This window comes from Gallaecimonas aegicerasi (genome assembly GCF_045291545.1).
GTDB lineage: Bacteria > Pseudomonadota > Gammaproteobacteria > Enterobacterales > Gallaecimonadaceae > Gallaecimonas.
The window spans coordinates 41,780-59,965 of sequence record NZ_CP149514.1 but is presented as its reverse complement, the minus strand read 5'-3'; the positions used below and the strand labels follow the sequence as shown (position 1 = coordinate 59,965).

Sequence of the window (18,186 nt, the reverse complement as noted above, 5' to 3'; positions counted from 1 at the left end):
TTTGCTCAGACGCAGTTGTCACCCACCGAATAACTGATGCATTGACTGATCTCGTTGAAGCTCAGCGCTGACTCTGCCTGCCAGGCATCAAAAGCACCTTGTATAGCCCGCAGTGACCGCTGGCTGCCAAGACCACCGTCAACGATGCCGGTATGGCGCAAGTAGTGTTCGACATCCTGGCTCAGCAAAAAGGTATCCACCCCCAGCCGACGCAGCGCATAAGGGCCAGTATTGCCACCCAGGCGGGCGCCGTGTTTTTTCAGGTATTGCCACAGGCCCACCACGTCATTGCCGGGCCATTGGCGCAACCAGTCAGCGGCGCTGCCGTGGCGCTCAGCCAAATCCTGCAACAGCTGCGCATTGTGGCGAATGGTCAGCACTTTTTTGGCATTACGGATGATGCGCGGATCCTGCGCTTTTTGTTCCCAGACTTCATCCGGCAACAACAGCATTTTCTCTACATCAAAACCGAAGAATACCGCCTCAAAGTCAGGCCATTTTTGCTCCACTACCCGCCAGACAAAACCACTTTGAAAGATCTGCCGGGTAAAGGCTGCCAGTAGCCGATCGTCACTCAGGGTTGTCAGATCAGCAAAGTGCGAGGGTGGCCGCAGCAGCGCTTTTAGCCCGGCTTCACCCCCTTTACGCTCAGCGGCGCGCGCCCAGATAGCATCAAACGGCTCGCGCATCAGGCGGCAATGCCACTGTGGCGCAATAACGGCTCCACCGATGGCTCCCGGCCCCGGAAGGCTTTGAACAATTCCATCGGCTCTTGCGAGCCGCCCTGACTGAGAATGCAGTCAACAAAGGCACGGCCCGTGTCGGCATTAAAGACCCCTTCTTCCTCGAAGCGGCCAAACGCATCGGCACTGAGGACTTCCGCCCACTTGTAGGAGTAATAGCCAGCCGCATAGCCCCCGGCAAAAATGTGCGCGAAGCCATGCTGGAAGCGGTTGAAAGACGGCGGCGTCATCACCGACACCTGCGCCCGAACCTCATCCAGAACCGACTGAATGCGCCCACCCTGGCCTGGGTCGTAATCGCGGTGCAGGCGCAGGTCGAACAGGGAAAACTCAAGCTGTCGCAGCATCTGCATGGCGCTTTGGAAGTTGCGGGCGGCCAGCAGGTTATCCAGCAGGGCTTGCGGCAGCGGTTCAGCGGTTTCGACATGGCCGGAAATAATGGCCAGCGCTTCCGGCGCCCAGCACCAGTTTTCCAGGAACTGGCTGGGCAGCTCTACCGCATCCCAGGGCACACCGTTAATGCCGGCAACCTCGGCCACATCAACCCGGGTCAGCATATGGTGCAGGCCGTGACCAAACTCGTGAAACAGGGTAATGACTTCGTCGTGAGTAAACAGTGCAGGCTTGCCCCCTACCGGCCGCGAGAAGTTACAGGTCAGATAAGCCACCGGCTTTTGCCGGCTGCCATCGGCAAGGGTGCGGCTGCCCCGGCAATCATCCATCCAGGCGCCACCACGCTTGCCTTCGCGGGCATAGAGGTCAAGATAAAAGCTGCCGATGTGTTCACCGTCTTTGCTGATATCAAAGAAGCGCACCTCCGGGTGGTAAAGATCCACATCTTTACGCTCCGCAATATCCACGGCAAAGAGCTTGTTTACGACCGCAAACAGCCCCGGCACAACTTTGGTTTCCGGGAAGTACGGTTTGAGCTTTTCATCACTGACGCTATAGCGGCTGTCTTTGAGTTTTTCGCTGTAATAGCTCAGATCCCAGCTTTGCAGATCAGCACAGCCTTGCTCGGCGGCAAAGGCCCGCAGCTCTTGTAGATCCCGCTCTCCCTGCGGCTTGGATTTGACAGCAAGATCAACCAAGAACTGTTCAACCTGAGCCGGGGTGTCGGCCATTTTGGTGGCCAGGCTAAGTTCAGCGTAGTTGCCGTAGCCCAGCAGCACCGCCAGTTCATGGCGCAACGCCAGGGTTTCATCCATGATGGCACTGTTATCGAATTGGCTGTCTCCAAGCTCGGAGGCCCGGGTACTGTATGCACGGTACATTTCCTCGCGTAAGGCGCGATCGTCGGCATACGTCATCACCGCCAGATAGGCCGGCACATCCAGGGTCAATAACCAGCCGGTTCTGCCTTTACTGTCAGCCAGTTCAGCCAGCATCGCTTTGGCGTCTGCCGGCAGGCCTGCCAGGGCGGTTTCATCAGTAATATGTTTCTGCCAGGCCTGGGTCGCATCCAGCACATTATTGGCGTAGCTTGAGGACAACTCTGACAGGCGTGCCCGGATCTCACCGAAGCGCTGTTTTTTCTCTTCGGGTAGATCAACCCCGGACAGGTGGAAGTCTCGCAGACTGTTGTTGATGGCTTTTTGCTGGGCCGCGCTCAAGTGCGCAAATGCCGGGCTACCAGCCAATCGCTGATAAGCCGCAAAGAGCGGCTGGTACTGGCCAACCCAGGTGCTGTACTCACTCAGCAGCGGCAGGCATGACTCATAGGCCGCCCGCCAGGCATCATTGCTCATCACCGCGTTGAGGTGAGAAACCGGCGACCAGGCTTTCGCCAGCCGATCACCGGTTTCTTCCAGTGGTTCAATCAGGCTCTGCCAGCTAGGCTCACCTTCAGCCTGGGCTGTGGCTTCAACGGCAGCGCGGCAATCTGCCAGCAGCTGCTCGATGGCAGGCTTGATGTGCTCGGGCTTGATGGCACTGAAGGGGGGTAATACGGCGTTGGTCAGTAACGGGTTGGACATAAATCACTTCTCGTATGAGGGATACGTGTTGAGATTGGGCCGAATGGGCAAAGTTCAAGGCCGGCAAAGCCGGCCTCAGAGTTTTTCAAAATCCTTTTTCAGCTGATACTCGCTGTCAGTGACAATTTGTTCCAATGCCACTACCCGCTTTTTCAGCTCCGCCAGTTCCTCCTGCAGCTTTGCATCGGGCTGCTCAGATGCCTTGGCGCGATGCTTCATCCAGTTGTTGATAATACCGGCGGCCAGACTGGCAATCACCACCCACAGAACAAAGGTAAATACACTCATGACGGACTCCAGTTAGGTTCATCATTACTTTACCTCAGTTTAAAAAATCGCCACCACTACGGACACAAACCATTACGTTTTTGCCGGTGTACGCATGGTCACAAACTCTTCTGCCGAGGTGGGATGAATACCGATAGTGGCATCAAAAACCGCTTTGGTGGCACCAGCCTTCATGGCCACCGCAAAGCCTTGGGTAATTTCCCCGGCGTCGGCACCGACCATGTGCAGCCCTACCACCCGATCAGAGGCCGTATCCACTATCAGCTTCATGAAACTGCGCTCCAGGGAGCCAGACAAGGTATGTTTAAGGGGCCGAAAATCGGACTTGAACACCGTAACGTCGCCGTATTTGGCCCGCGCTGCGGTTTCGGTCAGGCCAACGGTGCCGATATTGGGGTGGGTAAACACCGCTGTGGGTACATAGTCATAACTCATGTCACGGCTGCCATCCCCGTAGAGGTGGTTAACCAGCGTCATGGCTTCGGCCAGGGCGACCGGCGTTAGCTGCATCCGGTCAATCACATCGCCCAGCGCATAAATACTGTCGACGCTGCTTTGGAATTGTTCATTGACCTTGATAGCGCCTTTGGCGTCCAGTTCGACCCCCACCGCTTCCAGCCCCAAATCATGGGTACGTGGTACGCGACCTGTTGCAAAAAGTACCTGATCCACTTCCAGCTCTTCGCCGTCAGCCAACGCCAAGCGCAGGCCGGTATCGGTCTTGTGGATAGCGGTGACGTTGTTGTGAAAACGAAAGGCGATGCCGTCTTTGGCCATTTCTTCACCGACAAAATGCCGGACATCGTCGTCGAAGCCGCGCAGCAACGCCTCACCACGGTAAATTTGCACTACTTCGCTGCCCAGGCCACTGAAAATGGATGCAAACTCGGAGGCAATGTAACCGCCGCCCACCACCGCCAGACGTTTCGGAAAAGTCGGCAAATCAAATACTTCATTGGAAGTAATGGCATGTTCGCGGCCGTGAATAAAAGGCACGAAGGGCCAGCCACCAACAGCGACCAAAATACGCTCGGCGCTGATTTCCTGCCCGCCGACTATAACCGTATGGGCACCGCTGATCTTGGCCATACCGCGATAAACGGCCACCTTGGCGCCATCCATCAGGCCATCGTAAATACCGTTCAGACGACTGATTTCCTTGGCTCTGTTGGCCTTGAGCTTATGCCAGTCAAAGGCCGGGCGCTCGCTATGCCAACCAAAGCCGCGAGCCTGCTCAAAGCCGTGGCCAAATTCGGCGGCATAGGCATACAGCTTCTTGGGGATGCAGCCGAGGTTCACGCAGGTGCCGCCCATATCGCTGCCTTCGGCAACGGCCACACGGGCGCCGCTAGCGGCCGCCATACGGCTGGCGCGAACACCACCACTGCCACCGCCAATCACAAATAAATCATATTGATACTGGGACATGCTGCTCCCCTGAAAATCATCTCGTGGCTGTCATTATGCCTCAAAGGCAGGGCTGGCTCAGCCCTTCCCGTAAAGCTGCTCAGCGCGCTGGAACATCACCCAGGAGGTGGCAATGTATTTGTCACCAGACAGTGGCACGTTGCCCCGGTGCGTATGGGTAAAGCCGGCCGGGGCAATCACCATACGGCCACGCCGGGGCGAAATACGGGATTTTTGATAGTAAAACTCGGTCTCGCCACCTTCTTCGACATCGTTGAGGTAAAACATCCACAACAGCACCCGATGTAGAGGTTCATTGTACGGTGCCTGCGGGTAAATCTCGGAGTGCCAGTGCGGGTAGCCACCTTGCCCCTGCTGATAATGCTGCAGGTTGATATAGCCTGAGCGGTAAAAATGCTGTACCAGGGCATCAAGATTGGCTTTCCCGGCAGTGGCATAATTATCTGGTGTCAGCGTCACTGGCTGCTGTGAACTGGGATCCAGCACCTGTGGTGACACCGCTCCCATCAGTAACATCGGGTGCTTGTCCAGATAATTGCGGATATGCGGGTAGCTGTATTGGATCAAGGCTTTGTGGGCGTCCTGCCATTCAGGCCGGCCATCCAGGGTGATATCACGGGAGCGTTTTTTCGCGCTATCAATACCGGCCCCGGTACGCCCCGGGGCAACGTGGGGGTCAGTCTCGAAGCGGCGAATTAAGCTCTGGCAGAGTTCGTCAGGGAGTGCGTCATCAATTATGTCGATAAAATCCATGATATGGCCGGCAAAGAGTAACAACACCGCTACCATAACGTAAAAAGGGCGGCTGATGCCGCCCTTTCACTATTTGCATTCGCGATGCTGAACCTGCCAAACCACCGGCTCCCAGTACTCTTCCTTGAATAACTTAAAGCGCTTGGCTGGAAGAAACTTTGCCGCCAGGTAGTAGATGGTGTCGGGCTCCACGTGGATGGTGATCGGTTTCGCCAGCTCCATACCTGGGCCACGGCGTAACCGGTAGTCAGTGATCAACTCATGCAACATGATCTGATGGTCACCGGGGCTGAGCCGGAAGGTGTCTTTGGAGCGCAGAACACCTTCACCATCAATGCTGTTCACATAGGCAGGGTAGAGATCGCGCGTTTGCGGTGGTGTAAAGAACACCGATACACGGCCGCAACTGCCTTTGGTCAAAGCCTGCTCCTGGCTTTGCTTACCTTTTATCTCCAACTTCCAAGCGGGCATAACCTGGACATGTACTTTGGTGGCAAAGCTCTGCTTTTTGCCTGCGCGTTCCACTTTAACGGTTAGCACATCGCCCTCTGAGAGCTCACTGAACTGTGCCAGCACCTCCTTGAGGGGTTGGCGTTCGGTCAGCTTGCCATTCACCGACAAAACCTTGTCGCCCTTCGCTATGCCCATGGCAGCAGCATCAGAGCCGGGAGTAACAGCAACAACAGTAAAAGACTTATCCAGTACCGCCCCCCAGTCATAAAAGCGCCGGGCCGGCTCTTCAAGGGTTAACGGTTTCACATTATTGTCTTGCTCTGCTGCCATCACCGCTGCCCGGGCTTTTTCCCGGGCCACTTCTTCACCCGTTTGTCCAGCATGGGCCACACTGAACGCAAAAAGCGCCAGTAATCCATTGATCAGCATTACTTTTTTCATCGCTGTTCTCCTCGCCACTGTTGCAGTGCCTGCTGGCGCTGCTGCCAAAGCTGTTGGATTTCCTTCTCACTGGCACCCTGAGCATAGGCCTGTTGCAATTGCCGATCCTGCATAACCACTTCATAGGGTGCTGTTAGTTGATCTGCGCCGGGCGCTAAAACGACGCTCATGATGACCAATGCTACAGCCGCCGCCGCAAACCTGGGCCAGCGTCGATTCTGCGGCTTAGGGAAAAGCGTACTGGCAAGCGCATCGGCGCCATCAACCGGTATCGCTTCGAGACGTGCTTTCAATGCCCGGGCAAAATACTGCTGTTCATCATTCATCTTTATAACCCCTATTGACTGCCTCTGCGGCCAGCTTATGCAAGGCTCGCCGGTAACGCTGTCGGACTGTCGTGGCCGTCAATACAAAGATATCTGCTAACTCTTCATGGCTATAGCCTTCTACAGCATGCAGCCATACCAGGGCGCGGTCTTTTGCCGACAAAATATTGAGTAACGCTTCAATATCAGCCAGTTGGCCAAGCGCCTCGGTAGCCATCTGCCAGTCTGGTTGCTCAGGCACCGCAGATTGCATATCAAGCAATTCAGGGCGGCGGAGTTGATCCAGAGCCAAATTGACGGCCAGTTTTTTTAACCAGGCACCAACACGGTTGGCTTCTTTTACCTGAGGCAAGCGCACAAAAGCTTTGAGAAAAGCCTCTTGTACCAAGTCACTGGCGCTAGCCCGGTCTGGCATCATCGCCAGGGCCAGCCGCATCATCGCCGGATAGAAGGTTTCAAACAGCAGCCGCTGGGCTTGCTGTTGCCCCTTTTGGGCCTGACGAAGCTGCCGTTCACTGAACTGCTGGCCAAAGCCTGACGACACAAAAGTCTCCCGTTGCTTTATGGTTATGACGGGTAGCCGTTAAAAAGTGTGACAATCGGTGCAAAGAATCTGCGCTGAGCAGCCCAAGGCTGGGGTAACCCAGCCTGTTTAAAACCATAGCATTGCGCGGGATATGAACCGGCAAGTAAAAAAGCCGACCTGAGGTTTTAAACCCCAAAACGAAAAAGGCCCAGTCGTTAGACTGGGCCTTCTCGTGTATTAGGTGCCTGGCAGTGACCTACTCTCACATGGCGAATGCCACACTACCATCGGCGCAACTGCGTTTCACTGCTGAGTTCGGAATGGAGTCAGGTGGTTCCACAGCGCTATTGCCGCCAGGCGAATTTGTTGGAGTCCGCTCATATGAGCCAACTCATTCAATTCGGATTAAAGCTGATAACAATGCTTAGATTCTCAGTCTTGCTTGGCGCCCTACAAAACCCTTTGGGTGTTGTATGGTTAAGCCTCACGGGCAATTAGTACTGGTTAGCTCAACGTATCACTACGCTTACACACCCAGCCTATCAACGTTGTGGTCTTCAACGACCCTTTAGGAGACTCGAAGTCTCAGGGATGACTCATCTCAGGGCTCGCTTCCCGCTTAGATGCTTTCAGCGGTTATCGATTCCGAACTTAGCTACCGGGCAGTGCCACTGGCGTGACAACCCGAACACCAGAGGTTCGTTCACTCCGGTCCTCTCGTACTAGGAGCAACTCCCTTCAATCATCCAACGCCCACGGCAGATAGGGACCGAACTGTCTCACGACGTTCTGAACCCAGCTCGCGTACCACTTTAAATGGCGAACAGCCATACCCTTGGGACCGACTTCAGCCCCAGGATGTGATGAGCCGACATCGAGGTGCCAAACACCGCCGTCGATATGAACTCTTGGGCGGTATCAGCCTGTTATCCCCGGAGTACCTTTTATCCGTTGAGCGATGGCCCTTCCATTCAGAACCACCGGATCACTATGACCTACTTTCGTATCTGCTCGACGTGTCTGTCTCGCAGTTAAGCTGGCTTATGCCATTGCACTAACCTCCTGATGTCCGACCAGGATTAGCCAACCTTCGTGCTCCTCCGTTACACTTTGGGAGGAGACCGCCCCAGTCAAACTACCCACCAGACACTGTCCCTAACCCAGATAATGGGCCGAGGTTAGAACATCAAACATACAAGGGTGGTATTTCAAGGTTGGCTCCACACATACTGGCGTACGTGCTTCATAGCCTCCCACCTATCCTACACATGTAGGCTCAATGTTCAGTGTCAAGCTGTAGTAAAGGTTCACGGGGTCTTTCCGTCTAGCCGCGGGTACACTGCATCTTCACAGCGATTTCAATTTCACTGAGTCTCGGATGGAGACAGCGTGGCCATGGTTACACCATTCGTGCAGGTCGGAACTTACCCGACAAGGAATTTCGCTACCTTAGGACCGTTATAGTTACGGCCGCCGTTTACCGGGGCTTCGATCAAGAGCTTCACCTTACGGCTAACCCCATCAATTAACCTTCCGGCACCGGGCAGGTGTCACACCGTATACGTCCTCTTTCGAGTTTGCACAGTGCTGTGTTTTTGATAAACAGTCCCAGCCACCTGGTCACTGCGGCTGCCAACAGCTTACGACGCGAAGTCTTCACCGTCAGCAGCGTACCTTCTCCCGAAGTTACGGTACTATTTTGCCTAGTTCCTTCACCCGAGTTCTCTCAAGCGCCTTAGTATTCTCTACCTGACCACCAGTGTTGGTTTGGGGTACGGTTCCTGCGCAACTGACGCTTAGAGGCTTTTCCTGGAAGCGTGGCATCAACAGCTTCGTTGCCGTAGCAACTCGTCTCGTGTCTCGACCTTAAGGACCCGGATTTGCCTAAGTCCTCAGCCTACGCACTTTCACATGGACAACCAACGCCATGCCTGCCTAGCCTTCTCCGTCCCCCCTTCGCATTGCGCAGAAGTACAGAAATATTAATCTGTTTCCCATCGACTACGGCTTTCGCCCTCGCCTTAGGAGCCGACTCACCCTGCCCCGATTAACGTTGGACAGGAACCCTTGGTCTTCCGGCGTGGAGGTTTTTCACCCCCATTAACGTTACTCATGTCAGCATTCGCACTTGTGATACCTCCAGCATGCCTCCCGGCACACCTTCAACAGCTTACACAACGCTCCTCTACCACTCCCGTAGGAGTCCGCAGCTTCGGTGCATAGCTTAGCCCCGTTACATCTTCCGCGCAGACCGACTCGACTAGTGAGCTATTACGCTTTCTTTAAAGGGTGGCTGCTTCTAAGCCAACCTCCTAGCTGTCTGAGCCTTTCCACATCGTTTCCCACTTAGCTATGACTTGGGGACCTTAGCTGGCGGTCTGGGTTGTTTCCCTTTTGACGACGGACGTTAGCACCCGCCGTCTGTCTCCCGGATAGTACTCTTGGGTATTCGGAGTTTGCATGGGTTTGGTAAGTCGGGATGACCCCCTAGCCCAAACAGTGCTCTACCCCCCAAGGTATTCGTCCGAGGCGCTACCTAAATAGCTTTCGAGGAGAACCAGCTATCTCCCGGTTTGATTGGCCTTTCACCCCTAATCACAGGTCATCCCCTACTTTTGCAACAGTAGTGGGTTCGGTCCTCCAGTTGGTGTTACCCAACCTTCAACCTGCCCATGACTAGATCACCGGGTTTCGGGTCTATGCCTTGCGACTGGACGCCCAGTTAAGACTCGGTTTCCCTACGGCTCCCCTATTTGGTTAACCTCGCCACAAAACATAAGTCGCTGACCCATTATACAAAAGGTACGCAGTCACACCCGAAGGTGCTCCTACTGCTTGTACGTACAGGGTTTCAGGTTCTATTTCACTCCCCTCGCCGGGGTTCTTTTCGCCTTTCCCTCACGGTACTGGTTCACTATCGGTCAGTTGGGAGTATTTAGCCTTGGAGGATGGTCCCCCCATATTCAGTCAAGATACCACGTGTCCCGACCTACTCTTCGTATGCAACAACAGCTGGCATTTCGTGTACGGGACTATCACCCTCTATCGCGGCACTTTCCAGAGCCTTCCACTATACCAACTGCTGATAAACACACTGGGCTCTTTCCCGTTCGCTCGCCGCTACTGAGGAAATCTCGTTTGATTTCTTTTCCTCGGGGTACTTAGATGTTTCAGTTCTCCCGGTTCGCCTCGTTACGCTATGTATTCACGTAACGATACTTGCTTATGCAAGTGGGTTTCCCCATTCGGAAATCGTTGGCTCATGCGGGTCTTATCACCTCGCCAACGCTTATCGCAGATTAGCACGTCCTTCATCGCCTCCAACTGCCTAGGCATCCACCCTGTACGCTTAGTCACTTAACCATACAACCCCTAAGGGTTTCGCTTGCGCGAACACATCCTCACGAATGAGCATGTCTGTATGTGACTAACACCTGGTTTTTTCGCCGGACGCTCAAGTAAAACTGAGAGTCTCATTTAAATTGCAGTGTTATCAGCTTTCCGAATTGTTAAAGAACACGAAGCCCGCTCAATGAGCGGGCTCCAAGTAATCTGTGTGGACACTGCGCAAACAGTACGCCTCTTTTAGTAAGGAGGTGATCCAGCCGCAGGTTCCCCTACGGCTACCTTGTTACGACTTCACCCCAGTCATGAACCACACCGTGGTAAACGCCCTCCCGAAGGTTAAGCTATCTACTTCTGGTGCAGCCCACTCCCATGGTGTGACGGGCGGTGTGTACAAGGCCCGGGAACGTATTCACCGTGGCATTCTGATCCACGATTACTAGCGATTCCGACTTCACGGAGTCGAGTTGCAGACTCCGATCCGGACTACGACGCGCTTTTTGGGATCCGCTTGCTCTCGCGAGGTCGCTTCCCTCTGTACGCGCCATTGTAGCACGTGTGTAGCCCTACTCGTAAGGGCCATGATGACTTGACGTCGTCCCCACCTTCCTCCGGTTTATCACCGGCAGTCTCCTTTGAGTTCCCGACCTGATCGCTGGCAACAAAGGATAGGGGTTGCGCTCGTTGCGGGACTTAACCCAACATTTCACAACACGAGCTGACGACAGCCATGCAGCACCTGTCTCAGAGTTCCCGAAGGCACCAATGCATCTCTGCAAAGTTCTCTGGATGTCAAGAGTAGGTAAGGTTCTTCGCGTTGCATCGAATTAAACCACATGCTCCACCGCTTGTGCGGGCCCCCGTCAATTCATTTGAGTTTTAACCTTGCGGCCGTACTCCCCAGGCGGTCAACTTAACGCGTTAGCTCCGGGATCCACAGTGCATGACCACAGACCCCAAGTTGACATCGTTTACGGCGTGGACTACCAGGGTATCTAATCCTGTTTGCTCCCCACGCTTTCGCACATGAGCGTCAGTCTTTGGCCAGGGGGTCGCCTTCGCCACTGATGTTCCTTCCGATCTCTACGCATTTCACCGCTACACCGGAAATTCCACCCCCCTCTCCAAGACTCTAGCCTGCCAGTCTTAAATGCCATTCCCAGGTTAAGCCCGGGGCTTTCACATCTAACTTAACAGGCCGCCTGCGTGCCCTTTACGCCCAGTAATTCCGATTAACGCTCGCACCCTCCGTATTACCGCGGCTGCTGGCACGGAGTTAGCCGGTGCTTCTTCTGCGAGTAACGTCACAGCAAGCGGTTATTAACCACTCGCCTTTCCTCCTCGCTGAAAGTGCTTTACAACCCGAAGGCCTTCTTCACACACGCGGCATGGCTGGATCAGGGTTGCCCCCATTGTCCAATATTCCCCACTGCTGCCTCCCGTAGGAGTCTGGGCCGTGTCTCAGTCCCAGTGTGGCTGATCATCCTCTCAAACCAGCTAGGGATCGTCGCCTTGGTGAGCCGTTACCTCACCAACTAGCTAATCCCACGTAGGCGCATCCGATAGCAAGAGGCCCGAAGGTCCCCCTCTTTGGTCCGTAGACATTATGCGGTATTAGCCATCGTTTCCAATGGTTATCCCCCTCTATCGGGCAGCTCCCTACGCTTTACTCACCCGTCCGCCGCTCGTCATCTTCTAGCAAGCTAGAAATGTTACCGCTCGACTTGCATGTGTTAGGCCTGCCGCCAGCGTTCAATCTGAGCCATGATCAAACTCTTCAATTAAAAGTTTGATGCTCAATGAATTGCTGAAGTGTTGAACACTTCGCAGTCATCGAGTAAATCTCAATTTTTTGAGATGTACCCTCTGCGAGTGCCCACACAGATTACTTGGATTATCTTGTTAAAGAACGTCGCTCTTGCCGAGCGAGGATGCGTATTCTACATCCGCGAGATTCGAAGTCAACACCTGAACCTCAAAAAACCTTAAGTTAACACGTTGTTATCTATTAGGTTTTTACCAGCTTGGCGAGCGGCGATTTGTGCCTGACGCCCCGTTGGTGAGGTGGCATTATAGGGAGCGCGCGACGCGCTGCAAGCGCTATTTGAAAGTTTTCTTTCAATCGCTGATTAATTGACCGCAACAGCGTGTTTTCGGTGAAATATTGCCCGACAGGAGGCCTTTGCATGGCTATTGAACCCTATAAAGATACCTTTCCCGCACTGGCTGCCAGTGCTTTTGTTCACAGCAGTGCCGTATTAACCGGTGACATTACCCTTGGCGAGGACTGTTCAATATGGCCTCTGGTAGCTGCCCGTGGTGATGTGAACCGTATTCGTATCGGCCAGCGCACTAATGTGCAGGATGGTACTGTGCTGCATGTAACCCGCCGGCATGAGGGACTACCGGACGGCTACCCGCTGCTGATCGGCGATGATGTTACGGTTGGCCACAAGTGCATGCTCCATGGCTGCCAGTTGGGTAATCGTATCTTGGTGGGGATGGGGGCCATCGTCATGGATGGTGTGGTAGTTGAAGATGATGTCATCATCGGCGCCGGTGCTTTGGTGCCACCAGGTAAAACTCTGGCTTCCGGTTTTCTCTATGTTGGATCACCGGCAAAACAGGCGCGACCACTGACTGATGAAGAACGGGCTTTTCTGCAGGTGTCGGCAGATAACTATGTGCGTCTTAAAGACGATTACCTGGCTCAGTCAAAGTGAAGCTCGCCCTGGGCGTCCAGGGCTTCGTCTTCAATTGCCTGTTCGATAGCGGCTTCCATCTGCCATTGGCGCTGGCTAATAAGGGTGGCGGCCTGTAACGCCACCAGTTTTGTTTCACTGAACCAGCTGGGGTGAAAGTAGCAAGGGATACGCCAGCCGTTAAAGGTGGCATCAAGGCGGATCAGCCCCTGCCCGTCATCGAATACTGCGGCTTCATGAAATTGGATGGCCTGGTTCATTCTACCTCCCGCATTGCTGTCAGTACCTGTTGCCAGTCTGGCCGCACGCCCCGCCACAGGGCGAAGCTTTCCGCGCCCTGGGCCACTAGCATGCCCAGACCATCGGCACTTTGTGCACAGCCATGAGCTAGTGCCCAGTGTTCAAAGACAGTGCCGCCTTGCCGGTAGACCAGATCATAGGCCAGCTTAGCGCCGGCACACAGTGACACAGGTAAAGGCAACAAGAGATCTTGTAACGAGGCCGCCGTGGCATTAATCAATACATCGAACTGCCGCCCGGCCAGGGCCGCCATCGCCACGGCCTCAACGGCAAAGTCGGCGGCCAGCATATCGGCCTTGGCGCGGGTGCGATTAGCCAAGGTCACACTGGCGGGTTGCTGAGCCAGTAGGGCGCCAAGAATGCCCCGAGTGGCACCACCGGCACCAACAATCAGCAGCCGCTGGCCTCGTAACGGCATGCCCAAGCGCTGTAAGTCCGCTACTAGGCCTGCGCCGTCAGTATTATCCCCCAGCCAGCTGCCGTCGGCTTGCCGGGCCAGGGTATTGACTGCGCCGGCTTGCTCCGCACGGGCAGTCAACTGCTCAGCCCGTTGCCAAGCCGCTTCTTTAAAGGGCACCGTAACATTAGCCCCCAGCAGCCCTTCTGCTACCCGGCGCTGAAAAACATCAGCAAACTGGCCAACAGGTGCCAGGGTACGGTCATAGCTGATATTCTGCCCGGTCAAAGCGGCAAAGTGTTGATGCATGGCAGGAGAACGGCTGTGTGCTACCGGATTGCCGATAACGGTATAGAGGTCCATGACGCCCATGTTCAGGTGGTTGAAACGTAAGATGAGCATATCAGAACACCCATCCCCTACCCGTACACCTTATCAGCTGTTGGGCGGTGAGGAAGCGGTAAAACGCCTTGCTAACCGCTTCTATGACATTATGGAAACCGACCCGGCTGTAGCCGAATTGCTGGCTATCCACCCACAGCCTATGGATCGTATTCGCCAAAAATTCTTTGAGTTTTTGTCAGGCTGGCTCGGCGGCCCAGCGTTGTTTGAGCAGCAATATGGCCACCCCCGGTTGCGTGCCCGACATATGCCGTTTGCCGTAACCGAGCCATTACGGGATCAGTGGATGTACTGCATGGATAAGGCCCTTGAAGAACTGGTTGCGGAGCGACCCTTGCGTGACGCCCTGCATAATGCCTTTGCGCCCTTGGCCACCCACATGATCAACCAATAAAGAAGGCGGCCTCCAAGCCGCCTTCTTTCATGCAGATAACCAGTCTCTTGGCTTCAGGTAACCGGCCAATTCGGCTTCGCGGCTACCTTTGGCGGGCTGGTAGTCATACTCCCAGCGAGCCAGTGGTGGCATCGACATTAAAATACTTTCGGTGCGGCCACCGGTTTGCAGGCCAAACAGCGTGCCACGGTCCCAAACCAGGTTAAATTCCACGTAACGGCCCCGGCGGTATAGCTGGAACTGCCGCTCGGTATCGCCATAAGGGGTATCTTTACGTTTATTGACGATAGGCAGGTAAGCCCGGCAATAACCCTCACCTACGGCTTTCATGTAGGCAAAACAGGCGTCAAAGCCACCTTCATTGAGATCATCAAAAAATAACCCGCCAACGCCACGGGTTTCACCGCGGTGTTTGAGATAAAAATACTCATCACACCAAGCCTTGTGTTGTGCATAAACCTCGCTGCCAAAAGGCGCACAGAGGTCATGGGCGACCTGGTGCCAATGTTGAACATCAGCCAAGACAGGATAAAAAGGCGTCAGATCAAAGCCGCCACCGAACCACCAGACCGGCTCTTCACCAGTTTTTTCGGCAATAAAGAAGCGAACATTGGCATGGCTGGTGGGCACATGGGGATTGCGAGGATGCATGACCAGGCTAACCCCTACGGCATGAAAACTGCGCCCCTGCAATTCTGGCCGGTGCGCCGTCGCCGATGCGGGCATTTGCTCGCCATAAACATGCGAGAAATTCACCCCGCCCTGCTCAAAAACCTGACCGTCACGCAGCACCCGCGTACGGCCACCGCCACCGCCAGGCCGCTGCCAGTTATCTTCGACAAAACGGCCAGTGCCATCGGCACCTTCCAGCTGAGCACAGATATCATCCTGCAGGGCCAGCAAAAAGGCCTTCACTTCTTCCAGTCGCGGGTGGCTCATATTACTCCCTGAGTTGTTTACCGGTAATGGCATCAAAGATAGGGGTTGGCCGGCCCAGTCCACCAACGTCGCCATCCATTACCAACACCTTATCGCCAAAGTGCTGGCGTACCGCCTCGGCATCGAGTAGCGGTGGCTCGCCAGCCTTATTGCAGCTAGTGGACACAATGGCTTTGCCGTAGGCAAAACACAGTTCCCGTACCAGCGGGTGGTCACTGACCCTGACCGCCAGGCTGTCGTGTTCACCCCGAAGCCAACCAGGCACTTGCGGCTTGGCGGGCAACAGCCAGGTTACCGGCCCGGGCCAACGGGAAAACACCGCAAAACGGCGATCCTGCGGAATGTCGTCATCACGGATATAACGCAGTACCTGCGAATAGCTGGCCGCCGCCAAAATCAGCCCTTTGGCCGGGTCGCGTGCTTTAAGAGCCAGTAGCGCCCTGACTGCGTCTTCATTATCAGGGTCACAGCCGAGGCCGAAAACCGCCTCGGTGGGGTAAGCAATCAAGCCACCGTTTTGCAGGTGTTCAATTACAGCGTCATACATCGGTAGAAGCCTGCCAGCCATAAAAGCTGACATTCTAGCGCCTGTCACGGCGTGGGTGAATGTTCAGGGAGTACGTTGCCCGGAACAGCCTTTCACCGGGCAACAATAACGGCGCTGGCCTTTGACGGTTTTCTCTACCATCACCGGCCACTGGCATGTTGGGCAGGCCACCGCCACTGGCGGATCATTAACTACGTACTTACATTTGGGGTAGCGGTCACAGGCATAGAAGGTTTTACCAAAGCGATTTACTCGCTCCAGCAGCTCCCCCTGACGGCACTGAGGGCAAGGGGTGCCGGTGTCTTTTTCGTCCGAGTCATCAGCAATATAGTGGCACTCAGGAAAACCGGTGCAGCCGATAAACATGCCAAAGCGCCCCTGCTTAACCGCCAACGGTTTATGGCAGCAAGGGCAAGGCGCTTCGTCCAGCACCTTCATGATGGTGGCTTCCGGTGCTTTGAATGGCCGCGAATAATCGCATTGCGGATAGGAAGCGCAGCCCCAGAAGCTGTGTTTACCGGCATGACGCACTACCAGCTCTGAACCGCATTTGGGGCACACTTCATACTCACGCTCTAGAGCATGTTCATGGGCGTCAAACAGGCTGTGATCAATTTTCGACATGGCAACATACCCATGGCGGCTGCAAACAGCCGCCATTGTAGCCGAAGGTCACCTAAAACTCAGTGTAACTGGCCGTCAGGTTCCTCAAACAGCAGATCTTCCATCTGTGCGTAGGCGTTTTCCTGGCCAGGAACATTGAACAGCACCATCAACACAACCCACTTGAGGTCATCCAGACTGACGGTGCTTTGTTCCAGATCCATGACTCTGTCCAGCACCATCTCCCGGGTTTCGCCATTGAGTACCTGGATTTGCTCGAGAAACATCAAAAAGCCACGACAGTCGGCATCCAGGCGCTGCATTTCCTCACTGGTGTAGATGCGCAGGCTCTGCTGCGGCAGGTTGACCAGATAAGGTTGCTCGCTGCTTTGCTGTAACGCCGCCAGCCGTTCCAGCCAACTTAATGCCTTGAGAATTTCCTCGTGGCGAAAGCCGGCTCGGGTTAGCTCGTCGGTGAGCTGTTCGTGATCCACCATCATTTCTACTTCACAGTGGACGTAGTTTTCGAACAGATACATGAGGACATCAAACATGGGACGGTCTCCTCTGTCTGACATACCCGCCCGGGACACGGCACACATAGCCTTGCGTCTCCAGCTCGAGCAAATGTGAGAGGACGACATCTACGGCCAGCTGGCTGCGTTCGATGATCACATCCAGCGGCGTGACGTCATCTCCTACAGTATCCAGAAGTGGCAGATCTGGCAATGCTTCTTTTACCGGTTCTGCCCTGGCCAATACCTGCCCCCAGCCAAAAACCGCGTCGGCGATATCGTCACTGCTGGTGACCACAGTGGCGCCGTCTTTAATTAACTGCAGACACCCTGCAGCCTGTGGGTTAAAGACGGTACCAGGCAACGCTAATACTTCACGGCCCGCTTCTGCCGCCAGCCGGGCCGTGATCAAAGACCCGGACTTGAGACTGGCCTCGACTACCAGCGTTGCCAATGCCAGACCGGCAATAATGCGGTTACGCTGCGGGAACAGCGCCGGCAGTGGCTTGCTGTCTGGCCCCATTTCACTGACCAGCAGGCCCTGCTCGGCGATCTGCGCGAAAAGCCCCTGATGGCGCTTTGGGTAACACTGGCCGAGGCCGCTGGCCAATACCGCAATGGTGGGAGCACCCGCCTGCAATGCGAGCTGGTGCGCCAGGCCGTCTATCCCCAGCGCCAGGCCAGAGGTGATGGTCAGCCCGGCTTTGGCCAGTGGCGTCAACAGGCTTAAGGCATCACGTCCGGAAGGGCTGGGTTTGCGGGTACCCACTACCGCCAGTTGCGGTGTACTGAGTAAGCTTTGCTTGCCTTTGAGGAACAGTCGCACCGGTGGCCCGGGGCTGTCTGCCAACAGGGCTGGATAGTCGGCATCGCCTAAAAAGCACAGTGCCACCTGCTGGCGCTGACACCACGCCAAGGTCTGGTCAACCTGTTGCCAGTTCAGCGCCTGGCGTTTCTCAATAAAACCAGCTGGCACACCGGCGTCACGCAGGCAATCAGCCTTTTCGTGCAATAAAAACGCCGGTGACCAAGAGGCCAGCCGGCGCCACGTTGCTGCCTTAACAGCCGGCAGCAGTGAAAGGGCTAACTGCTGCCGCTGTGTATCCAT

General features: G+C 55.1%; 17 protein-coding genes and 3 rRNA genes. 2 read left to right on the top strand and 18 right to left on the bottom strand.

Going from position 1 to position 18,186, the window contains the following annotated elements:
* Window positions 1-5: 5 nt before the first annotated feature.
* The 11 genes from WDB70_RS00250 to WDB70_RS00200 all read right to left on the bottom strand — a co-directional run bounded on the left by WDB70_RS00250 (window position 6) and on the right by WDB70_RS00200 (window position 12,063).
* Window positions 6-689 carry a DNA-3-methyladenine glycosylase I gene (locus WDB70_RS00250; protein ID WP_406665455.1) on the bottom strand — a complete coding sequence of 228 codons (684 nt, stop codon included), beginning with the start codon at window positions 687-689 and terminating at the stop codon, window positions 6-8.
* On the bottom strand, window positions 689-2,719 hold the full coding sequence (gene prlC, locus WDB70_RS00245) for an oligopeptidase A (RefSeq protein WP_406665453.1): 2,031 nt from the start codon (window positions 2,717-2,719) through the stop codon (window positions 689-691). Before prlC ends, WDB70_RS00250 begins: the two co-directional genes overlap by 1 nt.
* Before the next feature lie 75 nt (window positions 2,720-2,794).
* Window positions 2,795-3,007, bottom strand: coding sequence for a hypothetical protein (locus WDB70_RS00240; RefSeq protein ID WP_406665451.1), 213 nt, complete (start codon window positions 3,005-3,007; stop codon window positions 2,795-2,797).
* A gap of 72 nt (window positions 3,008-3,079) precedes the next feature.
* A complete protein-coding gene (gene gorA / locus WDB70_RS00235; RefSeq protein WP_406665449.1) occupies window positions 3,080-4,435 on the bottom strand; it encodes a glutathione-disulfide reductase in 1,356 nt (451 codons plus the stop codon).
* 57 nt (window positions 4,436-4,492) lie between these two features.
* Window positions 4,493-5,188, bottom strand: coding sequence for a 2OG-Fe(II) oxygenase (locus WDB70_RS00230; RefSeq protein WP_406665447.1), 696 nt, complete (start codon window positions 5,186-5,188; stop codon window positions 4,493-4,495).
* 69 nt (window positions 5,189-5,257) lie between these two features.
* A complete protein-coding gene (locus tag WDB70_RS00225; protein WP_406665445.1) occupies window positions 5,258-6,082 on the bottom strand; it encodes a PDZ domain-containing protein in 825 nt (274 codons plus the stop codon).
* Window positions 6,079-6,408 (bottom strand): hypothetical protein, encoded by a 330-nt coding sequence (locus tag WDB70_RS00220; RefSeq protein ID WP_406665443.1) that lies wholly within the window; start codon window positions 6,406-6,408, stop codon window positions 6,079-6,081. Before WDB70_RS00220 ends, WDB70_RS00225 begins: the two co-directional genes overlap by 4 nt.
* Entirely contained in the window at window positions 6,401-6,952 is a 552-nt protein-coding gene (locus WDB70_RS00215) for an RNA polymerase sigma factor (protein ID WP_406665441.1), read from the bottom strand. Before WDB70_RS00215 ends, WDB70_RS00220 begins: the two co-directional genes overlap by 8 nt.
* 225 nt (window positions 6,953-7,177) lie before the next feature.
* A 5S ribosomal RNA gene (rrf, locus tag WDB70_RS00210) occupies window positions 7,178-7,292 on the bottom strand.
* Between the two features lie 115 nt (window positions 7,293-7,407).
* A 23S ribosomal RNA gene (locus WDB70_RS00205) occupies window positions 7,408-10,297 on the bottom strand.
* Window positions 10,298-10,523: 226 nt separating this feature from the next.
* A 16S ribosomal RNA gene (locus WDB70_RS00200) occupies window positions 10,524-12,063 on the bottom strand.
* Together the 16S, 23S and 5S rRNA genes form the textbook arrangement of a ribosomal RNA operon.
* Before the next feature lie 402 nt (window positions 12,064-12,465).
* Here WDB70_RS00200 and WDB70_RS00195 point away from each other — a divergent pair.
* Window positions 12,466-13,002 (top strand): gamma carbonic anhydrase family protein, encoded by a 537-nt coding sequence (locus WDB70_RS00195; RefSeq protein WP_406665439.1) that lies wholly within the window; start codon window positions 12,466-12,468, stop codon window positions 13,000-13,002.
* Here WDB70_RS00195 and WDB70_RS00190 read toward each other — a convergent pair.
* Window positions 12,990-13,241 carry a hypothetical protein gene (locus tag WDB70_RS00190; RefSeq protein WP_406665437.1) on the bottom strand — a complete coding sequence of 84 codons (252 nt, stop codon included), beginning with the start codon at window positions 13,239-13,241 and terminating at the stop codon, window positions 12,990-12,992. The genes WDB70_RS00195 and WDB70_RS00190 overlap by 13 nt on opposite strands.
* On the bottom strand, window positions 13,238-14,080 hold the full coding sequence (aroE, locus tag WDB70_RS00185; RefSeq protein ID WP_406665435.1) for a shikimate dehydrogenase: 843 nt from the start codon (window positions 14,078-14,080) through the stop codon (window positions 13,238-13,240). The genes WDB70_RS00190 and aroE overlap by 4 nt, the downstream gene beginning before the upstream one ends.
* Here aroE and WDB70_RS00180 point away from each other — a divergent pair.
* Complete coding sequence (locus WDB70_RS00180) at window positions 14,073-14,474, top strand: group II truncated hemoglobin (protein ID WP_406665433.1); 402 nt, start codon at window positions 14,073-14,075, stop codon at window positions 14,472-14,474. The two genes, aroE and WDB70_RS00180, sit on opposite strands and share 8 nt — an antisense overlap.
* 27 nt (window positions 14,475-14,501) lie before the next feature.
* Here WDB70_RS00180 and hemF read toward each other — a convergent pair whose 3' ends face one another.
* From hemF to dprA, 5 genes are read right to left on the bottom strand one after another with little or no spacing between them, the layout of a single operon-like run.
* Window positions 14,502-15,413 (bottom strand): oxygen-dependent coproporphyrinogen oxidase, encoded by a 912-nt coding sequence (gene hemF / locus WDB70_RS00175; RefSeq protein WP_406665431.1) that lies wholly within the window; start codon window positions 15,411-15,413, stop codon window positions 14,502-14,504.
* Window position 15,414: 1 nt separating this feature from the next.
* Complete coding sequence (locus WDB70_RS00170; protein ID WP_406665429.1) at window positions 15,415-15,981, bottom strand: Sua5/YciO/YrdC/YwlC family protein; 567 nt, start codon at window positions 15,979-15,981, stop codon at window positions 15,415-15,417.
* Between the two features lie 42 nt (window positions 15,982-16,023).
* Window positions 16,024-16,584 (bottom strand): topoisomerase DNA-binding C4 zinc finger domain-containing protein, encoded by a 561-nt coding sequence (locus WDB70_RS00165; RefSeq protein WP_406665427.1) that lies wholly within the window; start codon window positions 16,582-16,584, stop codon window positions 16,024-16,026.
* A 59-nt stretch (window positions 16,585-16,643) separates the two neighbouring features.
* Complete coding sequence (locus WDB70_RS00160; protein ID WP_406665425.1) at window positions 16,644-17,117, bottom strand: DUF494 family protein; 474 nt, start codon at window positions 17,115-17,117, stop codon at window positions 16,644-16,646.
* Entirely contained in the window at window positions 17,110-18,186 is a 1,077-nt protein-coding gene (gene dprA, locus WDB70_RS00155) for a DNA-processing protein DprA (protein ID WP_406665423.1), read from the bottom strand. The genes WDB70_RS00160 and dprA overlap by 8 nt, the downstream gene beginning before the upstream one ends.

Coding starts and splice junctions, on each gene's coding strand:
- WDB70_RS00250 (WP_406665455.1), bottom strand. CDS start 689: ATGCGCGAGCCGTTTGATGCTATCTGGGCGCGCGCCGCTGAGCGTAAA.
- prlC (WP_406665453.1), bottom strand. CDS start 2,719: ATGTCCAACCCGTTACTGACCAACGCCGTATTACCCCCCTTCAGTGCC.
- WDB70_RS00240 (WP_406665451.1), bottom strand. CDS start 3,007: ATGAGTGTATTTACCTTTGTTCTGTGGGTGGTGATTGCCAGTCTGGCC.
- gorA (WP_406665449.1), bottom strand. CDS start 4,435: ATGTCCCAGTATCAATATGATTTATTTGTGATTGGCGGTGGCAGTGGT.
- WDB70_RS00230 (WP_406665447.1), bottom strand. CDS start 5,188: ATGGATTTTATCGACATAATTGATGACGCACTCCCTGACGAACTCTGC.
- WDB70_RS00225 (WP_406665445.1), bottom strand. CDS start 6,082: ATGAAAAAAGTAATGCTGATCAATGGATTACTGGCGCTTTTTGCGTTC.
- WDB70_RS00220 (WP_406665443.1), bottom strand. CDS start 6,408: ATGAATGATGAACAGCAGTATTTTGCCCGGGCATTGAAAGCACGTCTC.
- WDB70_RS00195 (WP_406665439.1), top strand. CDS start 12,466: ATGGCTATTGAACCCTATAAAGATACCTTTCCCGCACTGGCTGCCAGT.
- WDB70_RS00190 (WP_406665437.1), bottom strand. CDS start 13,241: ATGAACCAGGCCATCCAATTTCATGAAGCCGCAGTATTCGATGACGGG.
- WDB70_RS00180 (WP_406665433.1), top strand. CDS start 14,073: ATGAGCATATCAGAACACCCATCCCCTACCCGTACACCTTATCAGCTG.
- aroE (WP_406665435.1), bottom strand. CDS start 14,080: ATGCTCATCTTACGTTTCAACCACCTGAACATGGGCGTCATGGACCTC.
- hemF (WP_406665431.1), bottom strand. CDS start 15,413: ATGAGCCACCCGCGACTGGAAGAAGTGAAGGCCTTTTTGCTGGCCCTG.
- WDB70_RS00170 (WP_406665429.1), bottom strand. CDS start 15,981: ATGGCTGGCAGGCTTCTACCGATGTATGACGCTGTAATTGAACACCTG.
- WDB70_RS00165 (WP_406665427.1), bottom strand. CDS start 16,584: ATGTCGAAAATTGATCACAGCCTGTTTGACGCCCATGAACATGCTCTA.
- WDB70_RS00160 (WP_406665425.1), bottom strand. CDS start 17,117: ATGTTTGATGTCCTCATGTATCTGTTCGAAAACTACGTCCACTGTGAA.
- dprA (WP_406665423.1), bottom strand. CDS start 18,186: ATGGATACACAGCGGCAGCAGTTAGCCCTTTCACTGCTGCCGGCTGTT.